The sequence below is a fragment of the Ruegeria spongiae genome (assembly GCF_023502395.1).
Taxonomy (GTDB): Bacteria; Pseudomonadota; Alphaproteobacteria; order Rhodobacterales; family Rhodobacteraceae; genus Ruegeria_C; species Ruegeria_C spongiae.
The window spans coordinates 66,095-80,739 of record NZ_JAMFMB010000013.1; the positions used below are offsets into that span (position 1 = coordinate 66,095).

At 58.2% G+C, this 14,645-nt stretch carries 18 protein-coding genes; 15 read left to right on the plus strand and 3 right to left on the minus strand.

Annotation, left to right across the window (positions count from 1 at the left end; all coding sequences use genetic code 11):
• Positions 1-50: 50 nt before the first annotated feature.
• Together M3P21_RS11680 and M3P21_RS11685 are read left to right on the plus strand one after the other, a co-directional pair.
• Positions 51-1,022 (plus strand): aminotransferase class IV, encoded by a 972-nt coding sequence (locus tag M3P21_RS11680; RefSeq protein ID WP_249710172.1) that lies wholly within the window; start codon positions 51-53, stop codon positions 1,020-1,022.
• 229 nt (positions 1,023-1,251) lie between these two features.
• On the plus strand, positions 1,252-1,458 hold the full coding sequence (locus M3P21_RS11685; RefSeq protein ID WP_249710174.1) for a hypothetical protein: 207 nt from the start codon (positions 1,252-1,254) through the stop codon (positions 1,456-1,458).
• A gap of 39 nt (positions 1,459-1,497) precedes the next feature.
• Here M3P21_RS11685 and M3P21_RS11690 read toward each other — a convergent pair whose 3' ends face one another.
• Entirely contained in the window at positions 1,498-2,046 is a 549-nt protein-coding gene (locus M3P21_RS11690; protein WP_249710176.1) for an isochorismatase family protein, read from the minus strand.
• Between the two features lie 12 nt (positions 2,047-2,058).
• Complete coding sequence (locus M3P21_RS11695) at positions 2,059-2,919, minus strand: HalD/BesD family halogenase (protein WP_249710178.1); 861 nt, start codon at positions 2,917-2,919, stop codon at positions 2,059-2,061.
• Positions 2,920-3,049: 130 nt separating this feature from the next.
• Between M3P21_RS11695 and M3P21_RS11700 the strand changes: the two genes are divergently transcribed.
• Positions 3,050-3,919 carry a LysR family transcriptional regulator gene (locus M3P21_RS11700; protein ID WP_249710180.1) on the plus strand — a complete coding sequence of 290 codons (870 nt, stop codon included), beginning with the start codon at positions 3,050-3,052 and terminating at the stop codon, positions 3,917-3,919.
• Here the strand turns inward: M3P21_RS11700 and M3P21_RS22735 are convergent.
• Positions 3,891-4,214 carry a thiamine pyrophosphate-dependent enzyme gene (locus M3P21_RS22735; protein ID WP_373319999.1) on the minus strand — a complete coding sequence of 108 codons (324 nt, stop codon included), beginning with the start codon at positions 4,212-4,214 and terminating at the stop codon, positions 3,891-3,893. The genes M3P21_RS11700 and M3P21_RS22735 overlap by 29 nt on opposite strands.
• A gap of 192 nt (positions 4,215-4,406) precedes the next feature.
• On the opposite strand from M3P21_RS22735, the gene M3P21_RS11705 reads away from it, so the two are divergent.
• From M3P21_RS11705 to M3P21_RS11760, 12 genes are all read left to right on the plus strand, one after another.
• Positions 4,407-4,574 carry a hypothetical protein gene (locus tag M3P21_RS11705; RefSeq protein WP_249710181.1) on the plus strand — a complete coding sequence of 56 codons (168 nt, stop codon included), beginning with the start codon at positions 4,407-4,409 and terminating at the stop codon, positions 4,572-4,574.
• An 82-nt stretch (positions 4,575-4,656) separates the two neighbouring features.
• Positions 4,657-5,496, plus strand: a complete 840-nt coding sequence (locus M3P21_RS11710) for an SDR family NAD(P)-dependent oxidoreductase (protein ID WP_249710183.1) — start codon at positions 4,657-4,659, stop codon at positions 5,494-5,496.
• Between the two features lie 536 nt (positions 5,497-6,032).
• On the plus strand, positions 6,033-6,251 hold the full coding sequence (locus tag M3P21_RS11715; RefSeq protein WP_249710184.1) for a hypothetical protein: 219 nt from the start codon (positions 6,033-6,035) through the stop codon (positions 6,249-6,251).
• A 115-nt stretch (positions 6,252-6,366) separates the two neighbouring features.
• Entirely contained in the window at positions 6,367-7,794 is a 1,428-nt protein-coding gene (locus M3P21_RS11720) for an aldehyde dehydrogenase family protein (RefSeq protein ID WP_249710185.1), read from the plus strand.
• Between the two features lie 3 nt (positions 7,795-7,797).
• Positions 7,798-9,207 carry an FAD-binding oxidoreductase gene (locus tag M3P21_RS11725; RefSeq protein WP_249710186.1) on the plus strand — a complete coding sequence of 470 codons (1,410 nt, stop codon included), beginning with the start codon at positions 7,798-7,800 and terminating at the stop codon, positions 9,205-9,207.
• Positions 9,208-9,324: 117 nt separating this feature from the next.
• Positions 9,325-10,146, plus strand: coding sequence for a transporter substrate-binding domain-containing protein (locus M3P21_RS11730; RefSeq protein WP_249710187.1), 822 nt, complete (start codon positions 9,325-9,327; stop codon positions 10,144-10,146).
• A gap of 73 nt (positions 10,147-10,219) precedes the next feature.
• Positions 10,220-10,975, plus strand: a complete 756-nt coding sequence (locus tag M3P21_RS11735; protein ID WP_249710188.1) for an amino acid ABC transporter ATP-binding protein — start codon at positions 10,220-10,222, stop codon at positions 10,973-10,975.
• Between the two features lie 4 nt (positions 10,976-10,979).
• Positions 10,980-11,651 carry an amino acid ABC transporter permease gene (locus M3P21_RS11740; protein WP_249710189.1) on the plus strand — a complete coding sequence of 224 codons (672 nt, stop codon included), beginning with the start codon at positions 10,980-10,982 and terminating at the stop codon, positions 11,649-11,651.
• 10 nt (positions 11,652-11,661) lie between these two features.
• Positions 11,662-12,327: an amino acid ABC transporter permease gene (locus tag M3P21_RS11745; protein ID WP_249710190.1), complete on the plus strand. Its 666-nt coding sequence runs from the start codon at positions 11,662-11,664 to the stop codon at positions 12,325-12,327.
• Positions 12,324-13,061, plus strand: coding sequence for an SDR family oxidoreductase (locus M3P21_RS11750; protein ID WP_249710191.1), 738 nt, complete (start codon positions 12,324-12,326; stop codon positions 13,059-13,061). The genes M3P21_RS11745 and M3P21_RS11750 overlap by 4 nt, the downstream gene beginning before the upstream one ends.
• A gap of 1 nt (position 13,062) precedes the next feature.
• The gene (locus tag M3P21_RS11755; RefSeq protein ID WP_249710192.1) at positions 13,063-13,812 is read left to right on the plus strand and encodes an SDR family NAD(P)-dependent oxidoreductase; all 750 of its coding nucleotides are present in this window, start codon (positions 13,063-13,065) and stop codon (positions 13,810-13,812) included.
• 10 nt (positions 13,813-13,822) lie between these two features.
• Entirely contained in the window at positions 13,823-14,554 is a 732-nt protein-coding gene (locus M3P21_RS11760; RefSeq protein ID WP_249710194.1) for an aspartate/glutamate racemase family protein, read from the plus strand.
• Positions 14,555-14,645: the final 91 nt, after the last annotated feature.

The window sequence follows — 14,645 nt, forward strand, 5'->3', positions numbered from 1 at the left end:
CCATCGCTGCATGTTTTGCCTATCACCAAACAGACCGAGAAAGTCCCGACATGAGCTTTACCGACTACATCTTCACCGAATACAACAAACGCACTGCTGCCCTGGCACAAAGCGACAATCCCTACGCTCGGGGAGTCGCCTGGGTCGATGGTGAGTTTGCACCGCTGCATGACGCCCGCATACCCATATTGGATCAGGGTTTCTTGCACTCCGACCTGACCTATGACGTGCCCGCTGTCTGGGATGGCCGCTTTTTTCGTCTGGATGACCACCTTGACCGGTTTGAGGCCAGCATTGCAAAACTGCGGATGCGAAACCCCCTGTCCCGAAAGGACATGCGCGCCAAACTGATCGAAATGGTCGCGATGAGCGGCATCAGGGATGCCTATGTCCAGATGATCTTGACCAGAGGTCTGCAGTTCATCCGGCAAAGCGCGCCGGAAGATTGCAAGAACTGCTGCTATCTCATGGTCATGCCGTATGTCTGGGTCATGGGCGAAGAGTTGCAGCGGACCGGCGGCCACGCCATCGTGACCCGCAATGTCCGCCGGATTCCTGCCGGCGCCATCGACCCCACAATCAAGAACCTGCAATGGGGCGATTTCACCCGTGGACTTCTGGAGGCACGCGATCGGGGGGCCATGTACCCGATGCTGACGGATGGCGATGGCAACATCACCGAGGGGTCAGGGTTCAATGTTGTGTTCGTGAAGGACCAGCATTTGTTTACGGCGCGCAAAGGGGTTCTGGAAGGAGTCACTCGAAAAACAGTTCTCGAAATATCGGATCGGCTTGGCTTTGCCTGGACATTGGACGATGTCCCGGTCGAGCTTGCTTACACCTGCGACGAATGTTTTTTCGTGACAACCGCAGGTGGCGTCATGCCGGTTACGCGGATTGATGGAAATCCAGTTGGAAACGGTGAGGCCGGCACTGTTACAAAGGCATTGTGGAAGGGGTATTGGGACACCCACTACGACCCAGAGCTGAGTTTTGCAATCGAGTATCGACGACCGCGATGACCTGAGACGGGTTAGGAAGTCGTAGACGCTCCGCTGGTTTCGACCTGTCACGGTGGTCTTGCAACGACCCGAATGAAGGCGCCTATGGTAGAAATTGCATGATTGGCCAGGATCTGGCGAGAAACGTTTTTCAGGTGCGCGGAGCAAATCACACGGATCACGCTGTTTTTTGGAAAGGACCACGCAGAGGTCATCCCTTGAGTTCTTTGCCAAGTTACCGGGGTGCTTGGTGGCGATGCCGGCCCGTGCCAAGCCGCTTTGTGACATTGAGTCCGACAAAACTGAGCTGACCGATACTGCGGATCGCAATCCGGCGTTGGAAAACTACCTAATCCGCCAATATAGGGTCTGGGCCGAAAGCACCGGCGTACAGGATTGGAACGAAGCGCTGCCACAGTTGGTTCGGGCTTGGAATATTGAAACCGCCAGTGAGTGACACCGCAACGCAGGAAATGTAATTCGAACTTGGCAGTCTTTACATGGCCAGAACGTCTTTCGTGAATTTAACGGCAGCTATCTCGCCCTCAAGCGTCGCCATACTGACTGAGTGAACCAAGCTTGCACTATGGGATTTTCCGTCCGGCCCGGCAATGCCGTAAGTCCAGACTGCATCAGCGGCATAGATGGGTTGAAATCCAAGATCAGCCGCACTGCGAGTGGTCGATTCCACGCAATGATTTGCGGTTGCTCCGCAAAGGACGACCCGTTCGACGCCCGCATTTTGCAGAATGGTCTGCAATGGTGTTCCCACAAACCCGCTGCTACCGGTCTTGATGACAACGGGTTCACCCTGTGCCGGGGCAGCGACGGGTTGAACTACGGCGCCCGGAGCATCCGGATGGAACGGATCGTCAGGGCTCGTGCCGTGATGATGAACATGCACGACCGTGCTGTTGTTGCTTCGAAACTTTTCCAGCAGCAGGGCAATATTGCTCTCCGCTTCTGGACAGGAGCGATCCACGCCCGAAGCATCCTCGTGCGCCAACGCCATCTGAACATCAATCACCAGTAGTGCGGTTTTCATCTTCACCCATCCTTATGCAATCGCGCCGGTCTTGCGATTGGCCAGTATCTGTTCCACCCGCTTGCCATATATACGAATATTGATCTCGTCCCCAATCACCCTGCCGGGTTGTTCGTCATAGGTCATAATGGCGGAAATACGCGGATGGTTGCCTTCTACCTCTGTCACGCCGTGCAATGAGTATCCGCCGCGGAACAGGGTAAACGTGCCAGCCCCTCGCGAGAATGTCTGTGCCAGGGACATATCACCTCCCAATAGCCGGTCCACAGCCTCCCGGTCTTCCTCTTCGTCCGTCCGGGAATTTGGAAGGAAGGTGAACTCGCCTCCAGTTTCGGCGGCCTGCAGAAGCAAGGTCACCGTGCACTCGGTCGTATCGTAATGCCAGGCGTGCCAGCTTCCCGGTTGCAAGGCGACGACATTGAGCGCCTGGAATTCATCTGCACAGCGGTAGAGTTGTTCCTTCATCTGCACCCGTCGCACAAATTCCGTCAAGATTTCAGATTTATAGAGCTGTTTGAGCGCGGTCTCGGCGGGTATCTGATCATCGGCAAGCTGCACAGCGCTATGGATGAACTCTTTCCGGCGCGCATCGTCTTTGGGCAGCGACGGGTCAACCGCACCCTGATAGATGTTCCGCTTCACATTCAGGACCTCGGCGGTTGGCAACAGCGCATTCGCCTCTGTGTTTAACCGAGCCAAAGCATCGGACTGCAGGAATCCTTCCAGGTTGCACCAGCCATTGCTGTCGATGCTGCTCTGGCATTCGGCCAAAAATTCCGCACCCGGATTATTGTCCAGATCGGCTATCGGGTAACGGTCGAGGTCAACAAGATCCAAAACGACGTCCCGTTGGGTTTGGCTGGTGTCGGCCATGATGATCTCCTTTGAAAATCTCGATCGGCCAGAGGGAACAGTGACCTTACCCGGTACTATGCAGAGGCTCTGCAGCCAGATAAAACGAAACAAAACACGATCATGAACATAAAAAGCTTATGAGTATGTCATGCGCCATAACTTGAACCTGAACTGGCTGCGTAGTTTTGAAGCGGCCGCACGGCTACTGAGTTTCACGTCGGCGAGCCACGAGATCGGCCTGACCCAGACGGCCGTAAGTCAGCATATCAAGGCGCTGGAGGCCCAGCTTGGCGAGAAGCTGTTCGAGCGCCGCCCCAAAAGCCTGCAACTAACCGATGTGGGTCAAGCTTATCTGCTGACTGTCCGCGAAGCCCTGATCACGATCGAGATGTCGACCACCGGCCTGTTTGGTCCCCAAGAGGCCAGCACGATCACAGTACGTGCCTCTATGGCGCTCATTATGTGGCTAACTCCGAGATTGGAAAGCTTCTTGCGTGATCATCCGGATACCAGCGTCAAACTGATAACCTCAATCTGGAAAAATCCATCTGATCAACACCCGGTCGACGTGGATATCGTTTTGGCTTCCAAAGAGTATGCAAGATCGGATCTCGAGTTGCTTTCGGATGAAGCGATTGTCCCGATTTTCCGTGCGGCATACGATGGAGGGATAAATGGACCCAAGGACCTGCTCCTGCACCCCTCAATTCACATCTTGGGCTTCGACGACCACTGGGCGCGCTACCTAGCCGCCTTTTCTCTCAAACCGGCAAGCCTCAGTGCGCGCCTGGTTACCGACACTTCTACTGCTGCGATCGAGATGGTTGCTGCTGGTTTGGGTTGTGCCGTAATCATTGAGCGCTTTGCGCTAGGGGCGATTAATGCCGGACAGAATATTCGGATCGTCGGCGATGCGGCGGCTTTGGGGCAGTCACACTATCTGGTTCGGACTGAGCATCACATAGTGCACCGACCACAAGCCGAAGCGTTCAATTCCTGGCTTCGACAACAGTTCTGAGTTTTTGAGCACCGATGCTGCAAATTTCTAGAACCGAACATTTCGTTTCATGGTCCAAACGGCAGCTTCTTTGGGCGAAGTGCGCGTTCTGACCGTATTTCTCGATCCCTACAATTGCAAGTTCCTCGCGAAGTGTCTGATGGCCCCTGTTGGCAAAGACGATGACTGTGACAACGAGATTTTTGGGGGTCATCGTCCACAAGGATTGCAAAGTACACCTTGCCGAACCATCGCCGATCAGAGCGATGACTTCGCGGTCGGGGCAAACGATGGCGGCGTCGGTGGCACAAGGCAAACACAGGCCGATCGCCCTCCGGTGCCTGCCAAGCCTTCAGGCGGTCAGGCTGTTGCCATAGGCGGAATGACATGAAACCCGGAAGTTGCTGTTTCATCACACACAATCGCGTTCTCGGAGATTTAGGCCGACAGTGCCAATCCAACATTTACCAATGTCATCTTTCCGCTCGGGATATCAGGCAGATTCCCGATGGACTTCCATGGCAATCTGCTTTCACCATCCGCGACCGACCACAATTGCGGTTACAGTGAATTGGCAGGCGCTCCCACGGCAGCAACCAACACCGAAGCGCTCTTCACAAACTTTGGTATGGCAGACATGCTGAAGCTGAACGTGGCTGCCAAGAAAACCGCATGAACAAATTGGCTGACTTGATTGGAAACGGTCAGCCACCGCCGTAACGCCTTTAACTCTGGCATCCTGAAAAGGGATAATCAATATGACGCACCCCGCATTTCAATCTGGTTCCGTAGCTGTCGTGACAGGTGGCGCTTCAGGCATTGGCCTCGCCGCCGCAGCCATATTTGCTGGAATGGGCATGAAGGTTGTCGCTGTAGACCGCGACACAGACAAGCTGGCCGCAGCGGAAGAGACCCTGCGCGCCGCAGGCGCTGCGGACGTGATGACGGCCGCCACAGATGTCTCAGACCGCGTGCAAGTCGAAGCTCTTGAAAAAGAGGTGACTACACGTTTCGGAGGTGCGGATATCCTGATGAACAATGCAGGTGTCGGTGGCCGCACGTCGTGCCTGACCGCACTCAATGTCTGGGAGAAGATACTGGGCGTCAATCTTTGGGGAGCCATCCACGGGACGCAAGTGTTCGCGCCGGGCATGATCGAACGGGGTCGCCCAGGCGCAGTTATCAATACCGGGTCCAAGCAGGGCATCACAACACCGCCCGGAAACCCGGCCTACAACATGTCCAAGGCGGGCCTAAAAGTATTCACCGAAGCACTCGCGCACGAGCTACGAAACACTGAAGGTAGCCACATTACGGCACATCTTTTGGTGCCGGGCTTTGTTCATACGGCAATGATCGGCGCGACCGAAAAGCCCGCAGCCGCATGGACCGCAGAACAAACGGCCGATTTCTTCATAGAAAGCGTGAATCGTGGCGATTTCTACATTCTTTGCCCCGACAATGACGTACCCCGTAGGCTGGACGAAAATCGCATTGCATGGGCCGCCGGCGACATCATCGAAAACCGCCCCCCGCTCAGCCGCTGGCACCCGGACTACGCTGACTCTTTTGCAGCCTATATTGCCCGAGACAGCTAGCTAAAACGCGCAGCAGCGTCTTCGGAGAAGCTGCGCGCTGCAGCGGTGTTCGGTTCGAAATCAAATGACCGCTCTAGGGTCACTGCACCGCTGCGAAGCGAGTAAGGTGAATGCCGACTATGGGCCGTGAGCAACGATCGGCGCTCCTCCAGCGGGCATAAAGGCTGCACCGCATCCGAGGTCTTGAAAGAGCCTATTGTAACGAATGCTGTACTCGGAACCAATGGCAACTACCGAGTCAGTGGACGTTGAGACGGATAGGATTTGGCGACCGGCTATATGTCGGCGCCACGTTACGCCCAGAAAATGTCCGACGCCTGCGAGATGTTCGATCCCACGGTATGATGATGCGGTCCATTCGATGGAATGGAAGAACGCATTATGGGACAGATACGTCACGGGAGCGCCACGACACTGCAGCGGGTATTCTGAACGTGAACACGATCCTGAAACTGTTTGGCTGCCCCGGTCAAATTGCAAACGATCAGGTCCAAGTTTCTGAGTAGCATGATCAAGCAAGAACACAGATTTGCCAGATGGCGCGTTCGGCACATGGGCGGATTCAACGCTTCGCTTCAACAATAGCGACGCTTGATGGAGGCGAAGTGGCGCACCTGATCCACAAGGGTCAATTCAAGCCGGGACATTGTCTTTTTAAACAACTTGCCGACCAAGCTCGAATAACTCTGATGCGTTCGCTGATAAAGTTCGCCGTACGCAAAAATTTGCAGCGATACCAAAAAAATGAGTTCTGAGTAATCATAGCACTTGGGCTGGAGAAGAAAATTTTTCCTGTCGTCAGAATTTCTTGAATATGCAGACGCGCCTATTGCCACATAGTTCGCCGGAAATCGACGTCAGGAGCTGCATATGACCAATTTGAACCTCATTGGCGGGGAATGGGTCGCCGCACAGGCGGAAATTGACAACCGGAGCCCGGCGAATCCAGATGATTTGGTCGGGATGTTCGCACGTGGCGATGCTGGTGCGGTCGATGACGCGGTACAGGCCGCCACGCAGTCGTTTCCGGGTTGGGCGGCGGCGTCGCCCCAGTATCGCGCGGATATTCTTGATCGCGCAGGCAGCACCATCCTGAACCGCAGCGCCGAGATCGGGCGCATTCTTGCCCGTGAAGAGGGCAAGACTCTGGCCGAAGCAACCGGAGAGGCGGTGCGGGCCGGGCAATTGTTCAAATTCTACGCAGGCGAAGCTGTTCGGCTGACCGGCGATGCCATTGCATCAATTCGCGATGGGGTCGATGTGGAAGTGACGCGTGAACCTCTGGGAGTGATCGGCCTGATTACCCCCTGGAACTTCCCCATTGCCATTCCAGCCTGGAAAGCTGCACCGGCCGTGGCCTTTGGCAATACCGTGGTCATGAAACCTGCCGAGCAAACGCCTGCATCGGCCCATATCCTGGCCGAAATCCTGCACGAATCGGGGTGCCCGCCAGGCGTATTCAACCTGGTGATGGGTCCGGGTTCGGTAATCGGCAACGCGCTGGTCGAACACCCGCAAGTGGCCGCGATCTCGTTTACGGGGTCGGAGGGCGTCGGCCAGCGCATCGCCGAAGGCTGTGCCCGCCAGGGCAAGAAGCTGCAGATGGAAATGGGCGGCAAGAACCCGATGGTGGTGATGGCGGATGCCGATCTGGACGTGGCCATCGGCGCGTGCATCAACGGCGCGTTCTTCTCGACGGGGCAGCGCTGCACCGCGTCCTCTCGTCTGATCGTTGAGGAAGGTGTTCACGACGCCTTTGTGGACCGCATGCAATCCGCCATGCGCAAGCTTGTGTTGGGTGACCCGCTGGACGCGGCAACGCAAATCGGACCGGTGGCATCGGAAAGCCAGCTGCGCGGCAACCTGGGTTATGTCGATCTGGCGCGCACGGAAGGTGCCGAGGTGATCGGCGGCGCACAGCTGGACCGCCCGGGATACTTTCAGGCACCGGCGATGTTTGTGAATGCGACCAATGATATGCGAACCAGCCGGGAAGAGATTTTTGGCCCCTGCGCCAGCATCATCAAGGCCAGCGATTTCGATCACGCGGTGGCTTTGGCGAATGATACCAAATTCGGGCTGAGCTCTGGCATCTGCACCAGCTCGCTCCGCTATGCGCGTGACTTCAAGCGACGGTCGGAAGCGGGGATGGTGATGGTGAACCTGCCCACGGCGGGCGTGGATTACCATGTTCCGTTCGGGGGTCGCAAAAGCTCGTCTGTCGGCTCGCGTGAACAAGGGCGCTATGCGGTGGACTTCTACACCTCGGTCAAGACCGCCTATACGTTTGCGGGCTGAACCATGGCGCTGGAACAGGATCTTGCCGCTCTGCTTGGGCCAAAGGGCTGGCTGACCGAGGACACCGGGTCCTATCAGACCGATTGGTTGAAACTGCAGTCGCACGCGCCTTTGGGGGTTGCCCGCCCGCAAAGCACAGCAGAAGTCGCCGGGGTCATGCGGCTGGCACATGCCGCTGGTGTGCCCGTCACACCGCAGGGTGGCAACACGAGCCTGTGCGCAGGCGCCGTGCCAGGGGCGCCGGGACATGTCATTCTCTCGCTGTCGCGCATGAACAAGATTGAACCGGTCGATCCGCTGGCCTTTTCCGTCACGGTCGAGGCCGGGGCGGTGCTGGCCTCGGTTCATCAGATAGTGGAAGCGCATGATCTGATCTTTCCCATGCATCTGGGGGCAGAAGGCAGCGCGCAGATTGGCGGGTTGATTGCCACCAACGCGGGCGGCAGCCACGCGCTGCGATATGGCATGATGCAGGATCTGGTTCTGGGGCTCGAGGTGGTTACGCCCGATGGGCGTATCTGGAACGGGTTGCGCCCGCTGCTCAAGGATAACGCGGGCTATCAGCTGCGCCGCCTGTTCTGCGGTTCCGAGGGGACGCTGGGTGTCGTGACGCGCGCCGCCCTGCGCCTTTATCCCGCACCGGTATCACGCGCGACCGCGCTGCTGGCGGTCGAGGATTTTGAAACCCTTGTGCGTCTTGGCGCAGGGCTGCGGCGGGATCTGGGCGAGTTCATCTCGGCACTTGAATTTTTCTGCGAGTCCGGGCTTGAGATGTTGCTGCGCAACGTGTCGGGGCTGGATTATCCGCTGTCCGAACGCACGCGCGCCTATGTGCTGGTGGAATTGTCGACGTCAGCGCGCGGGATTGATCTGTCGAGCATGCTGGAAGAGGCGCTGGGGGCCGCGTTTGAGACCGGCCTGATTGTCGACGGTGCCGTTGCCGCCAATGATACCCAACGCGCTGCGATGTGGCACCTGCGCGAAGAAATGCCCGAAGGTCAGCGGCTGGAAGGCGCGCAGGTCAAGCATGACATCTCGGTTCCGGTTGCCGGGCTGAGCCAGTTCATCGACGCAATGGAGGCCGAGCTGGAGGTGATCCTGCCGGGCGTGCGGCTCAACCCGTTCGGGCATCTGGGCGACGGAAACATTCATTTCAACCTGTCACCCCCCGCCGGTATGCCGGATTTTGGCGACAACAAAGCGGCGCTTTCGTATTGTCTTTACCGTTCGGCTGAACAGGCCGGAGGCAGTTTCGCGGCAGAGCACGGGTTGGGAAGATCAAAAACAACCTTTGCACAACAATTGCGTAGCCCGGAAGAACGCGATCTGATGGCTGCGGTAAAGAGGGCGCTTGACCCTGAGAACCTGCTCAACCCCGGGGTGATACTCCCGGCAGAAAACCCGCAAGAATAACTTACCAAAGCACCGGATTTCTTGATGTATCGGCGCGGGGGCGGTGGGTCACAGTCTTTGTATTCCGCGTATGTGCACTGGCGCATGCCGGGTCTTGAGACCAACGGGAGAACAAGAATGTCGTTTATGTCGAAAATGAAATCCTTTGCCGCAGTGACCGCCCTGTCTGCGGCAGCCCTCACGCAGAGCGCCGTCGCGCAGGAGCGTGAGGACCTATGGACCGATGTGCAGGAACGCGGCACCCTGCGCGTGGGTGTCGCCGAGGCTCCGCCGCTGCTGGTGCGTGACCCCAAGACCGGAGAGTGGTCCGGCTACTTTCTGGATGTGATGAACGGTTTTGCCGAGTCGATCGACGTCACAATTGAGCCGGTCGAAACCACCTGGGGCAACATGGTTGCCGGTCTTCAGGCGGGTAAGTGGGACATCTCTTCGGCCCTGAACCGCAAGCCGCAGCGCGCGCTGGCCGTGAACTATTCGATCCCGATCTGGAGCTACGAGATCGGTCTGCTCTATGACACCCGCAACCCGAAGATTACGGCTGATATGACCTCGCTGCCCGATTTCGACAAGGAAGGTATCACGATTGCCGTGATGCAGGGCGCCGCTGGCGACCTTTCGATCACGCCGCAGATCAAGAACGCCAAGATCATCCGTCTGGACGGCGCCAACGAAGGCCGTCTGGCCATCATCGCCAAGCGGGCCGACGTGTTCGCGACCGACAGCGACATCCATCGCATCACGATCCTGCAGAACCCCGACTGGGCCGCGCAAACCCTGCCCGACCCGGCCATTGCCAAGCAGGGTATCGCCTTTGGCCTGCGCAAGTCGGTTCCGCTGGAGGACATTCAGGTGCTGGACATCTACCTCGAAGAGCAAGTCGCAACCGGCAACGTTCAGCGCCTATACCAAGCTGCCGTAGACAAAATGACTGCCGAATAAGTCCGGCTTTCCGTGCCGCCCCGCACTGTCGGGGCGGCATATCCAAGCCGGGACGAACAGATGGGAGGGCGTCATGGCCTTTGTCGAGATTGACGGATTGATCAAACGCTACGGAACGCTTTCGATCTTCGAAGGGTTTGATCTGAATATGGGCAGCACTGATCGGCTGGTTCTGATCGGGCCTTCAGGATGCGGAAAATCGACCCTTTTGCGCTGCATGATGGGTCTTGAGGACATCGCAGGCGGCACCATCCGTCTGGGCGATGACGACTATATCGACGGTGCACCCAACGGCAAGATGAAGCTGAACCGGCAGGTGCAGAAAGAGGTGGGGATGGTGTTCCAACACTATACCCTGTTCCCGCATCTCAGTGTTCTGGGCAATCTGTGCCTGGCTCCCGTGCGCTCGCGTGGAATAAAGAAATCCGAAGCGCGCGACAAGGCGTTGGGCCTGCTGGAACGGTTCGGTCTGGCCGATCGCGCGAATTTCTATCCCAGCCAGCTTTCGGGCGGTCAGAAACAGCGTGTGGCGATTGCCCGCGCGCTGATGCTGGATCCCAAGCTGATGCTGTTCGACGAGGTAACCTCGGCGCTGGACCCCGAACTGGTTGTCGAGGTCGAGAACACCATGATGGAACTGGCCGAGGCCGGAATGCCGATGATGATCGTGACCCACGACATGCATTTCGCCCGCAATATCGCCACGCAGGTGGTGTTTCAGGAACGCGGCAAAGTGATCGAGGCCGCACCGCCGAAGGATCTGTTCGGCAACCCTCAGCAAGACCGCACCCGCGACTTCCTGCGCAACGTGCTGCATATCGAGGGGTGAACCGATGAACTACGAATTCAACTGGTTCTACGTCAAGAAAGCCCTGCCACAGCTGATGGACGGGCTGATGGTCACGCTGCAACTGACCTTATGGGCCAATATCATCGGTCTGGTGCTGGGCTTTATCGTCGCCATCGGCATGCTGTCCAAGATCAGGATGATCGTCTGGCCGCTGACGGCCTATATCGAGTTCTTCCGCTGCACTCCGGCGCTGATCCAGCTGGTCTGGTTCTTCTTCTGCGTTCCGATCCTGTTCAATGTGTGGTGGAGCGCTGAATTCATGGGCATGCTCGCGCTGGGTTTGAACCTGGCCGCGTTCAACGCCGAGGCTTATCGCGCCGCGATCCAGGCCATTCCGCACGCTCATACGGATGCCAGCACCGCGTTGGGCCTCAACGTCCTGCAGCGGATCATTTATGTGATCCTGCCGCAAGCGCTGATCCTTGCGCTGCCCGTTCTGATCACCAACGGCATCGGTATCTTCCAGCAATCGGCGCTGGTGGCGCTGATCTCGGTGCAGGATTTGATGTACGAAGGCCGCTATATCGCGACGCAAACCTTCCGTCCCATCGAGACCCTGACCACCGTTGCGCTGATCTATTTCGCCGTGTCTTTCCCGGTGTCGCAGGCTGTAACCCTTGTCGAGCGGCGCACCAAGCGTCTGCTGGCATCGTAAGGAGGAAACTATGGAACTCGATTTCTCATTCCTCCTGGAATATTCCGGTGTCCTGTGGCGCGGGCTGCTGACCACGTTGCAATTCGTGGGGCTGGCGGTGGTGCTGGGCCTGATCTGGGGTTTCATCCTCAGCATGGGGCGCACATCGAAGAACCTGTTCATCTACTGGATTTCCACCCTGTATGTGGAGTTCTTTCGCGGGACGCCGGTTCTGGTGCAGCTGTTCTGGATCTTCTTCTGCCTGCCGCTGTTTCTGGGCGTTGATATGAGCGGTTTCACCTCGGCAGTCATCGCCTTGTCGCTTTATAGCGGCGCCATCACCTCAGAAAGCTTTCGCGCCGCACTGAAATCCATCGAGGCCAGCCAGTTTGATGCCTGTACCGCGTTGGGTCTGCCCAATGGTGTGCGCACGATCTTTGTGATCCTGCCGCAGGCGGTGCTGCGGGCGGTCCCGAACCTGCTGTCGAACGTGGTGTCGCTGTTCAAGGAAAGCGCGCTGGTTTCGGCCGTGGGCATGGCGGACCTGATGTATGTCGGCCAGAACATCGCCAATAACGTGGCCCGCCCGATCGAGATCCTGTCAGCTGTTGCCATCATCTACTTCTGCATCGGCTTTCCGCTGACCCGTGCGGTCAGCATGGTCGAAGGGCGTCTGCTGAAAGTTGTAAAAGCATGAGCGGGCCAGCGCAAACCGCGCTGGTCACAGGGGCAACCAGCGGCATCGGCAAAGCCATCACCTTTGCGCTGGCTGGCGCGGGTTATCAGGTCATCGCTCTGGGGCGCAGCGCCACGACGCTTGAGAAGATGCAGGCGACCGCCGGTGTGCAGCCTCTGGCACTGGATCTGACCGACCGCGAGGCGCTGGCCACCGCGCTGGAAGGCGAAGAGATCGACGTGTTGGTCAACAATGCCGGTGTTATCCCGCCTGTCACCGGGTTCGACCAGATGGACCAGTCGGACATCGACACCACGCTTGAAGTCAACCTGAGCGCGGCCCTTGCCACCACCCGCCTGATCCTGCCCGGGATGATGGCACGCAGGCGGGGACATGTGTTTTTCACCGGATCAACCGCCGGTCAGGCGCCGTTTCCGAATATGGCGGTTTACGGGGCCTCAAAGGCTGCGATCTCCAGCTTCGCCGCTGCATTGCGCTGCGACATTGCAGGGTCCGGCGTGCGTGTGACCGAAATCGTGGCGGGCCGGGTCGAGACCAACCTCTATGAAAAGGTGCTGACCGACCGTGCCCGCGCCGACATGTACGCGGCCTTTGACGCTGTCCAGCCCGACGACGTGGCCAAAATGCTGCTGTCGGTGCTGCAAATGCCCGCGCATGTGGATGTGACCCGCTTTGATATTTTGCCCACGGCCCAGTTCGTTGGGGGCGGTGGGTTTGCTCAGAAGGAAGACTGAGATGGACGGATTGTCTGTTGTGATCGTGGGCGGCGGTGCGGGACTGGGCCTTTTGCTGGCCGATATGGCGGTGGCAAGCGGCGCCACCGGGGTTGGCATTATCGATGTCGATGGCGATGCCGCCGACGCGGCGCTGGCCTCTGCCCGCGCTGCCGGTCTCAAAACTGCCTCGGCCGCCGGAGATATCCGTACAGCGGATGCCGCCCATGCGGCCTTTGCGCAGGTGGCCGAAACCTTGGGCCAGGTGGATACCGTGATCAACTCGGCCGCGATCTATCCGCGCAAACCGATGCTTGAGATCACCGATGCGGATTGGGACGCCTCGAACGCGGTCAACATCAAGGGCACGTTTCACATATGTGTGGCGGCGATCAAGCAGTTCCGGGCACAGGAAAGCGATGACGTGGTCAAGGGCCGGATCGTCAACATCACGTCGGTGGACGCGTTCAAGGCCCATCCGCAGAACGCCCATTATGCCGCAACCAAAGCAGCCGTGGTCAGCCTGACCAAGAGCTTTGCGCATGAGGTCGCGCCGGACAATATACTGGTGAATTCGGTTGCGCCTGCAGGCATGGCCACCGATAAAGCGCGTGAGGCCGGGTTCCTGGGCGAATTGGCGGCCGCCAGCCCGCTGGGTCGCGGCGGCGAGCCGCGCGAGATGGCCGAATGGATCCTGATGGCCGGTGGGCCAAAGAACACCTATATGACCGGCGAGAACATCATCGTCTCGGGCGGTTACATTTACGCATAAGGGGCTGACGATGATCTACAAATCACGCCTGAAAAGCCAGAGCTGGGCCGGTGAGACAATCGGTATTCTGGTGCTCGATTGCTATTACCCGTTTTTGCCCGGCAATGTTGCCAATGCCACCACCTATGACTTCCCCGTGCGTTACGCCGTGGTCGAAGGCGCCACGGCTGACAGGCTGCTCTATCAGGCTGACCCGACACTGATCGAGCCCTTCATCGCGGCCGCACGCAAGCTGCAGGACGAAGGGGTCAAGGCGATTACCGGCGCTTGCGGTTTCATGGCCTTGTTTCAGAAAGAAATTGCTGCCGCGGTCGATATCCCGGTCTTTGCGTCCAGTTTGCTGCAGGTGCCGTTCGTGCACCAGATCACCGGCAAGCGCGTGGGTATCATCACCGCGGATTCGACCTGCCTGAAACCCGCGCACTACTCGGGGACCGGCATTTCCGAGGATATCCCGCTGGCCATCGGCGGCATGGAAAGCAAAGAAGCTTTCATGCAGGGCATCATCGCCAATATCGGCGAGCTGGATGATGACGGCATCCGCAAAGGCGTGGTCGAAGTGGCCGAACAGCTTCAAGCCGATCATGATGATCTGGGCGCCATCCTGCTGGAGTGCAGCGATCTGCCGCCTTATGCGCATGCGGTTCAGGCGGCGACGGGGCTGCCGGTCTTCGATTTCATCACCATGATCAACTACGTACACGAAACGCTGGCACGCAAACCTTACTACGGCGTAATCTGATGCGGGCTGGGTGCAGAAATTCTTTGCGGTTCCAAGAATTTCTGCACCGACGCGCTTGGTCAGGCAGCGCTAGGCTAGGCCCTAGAAACCT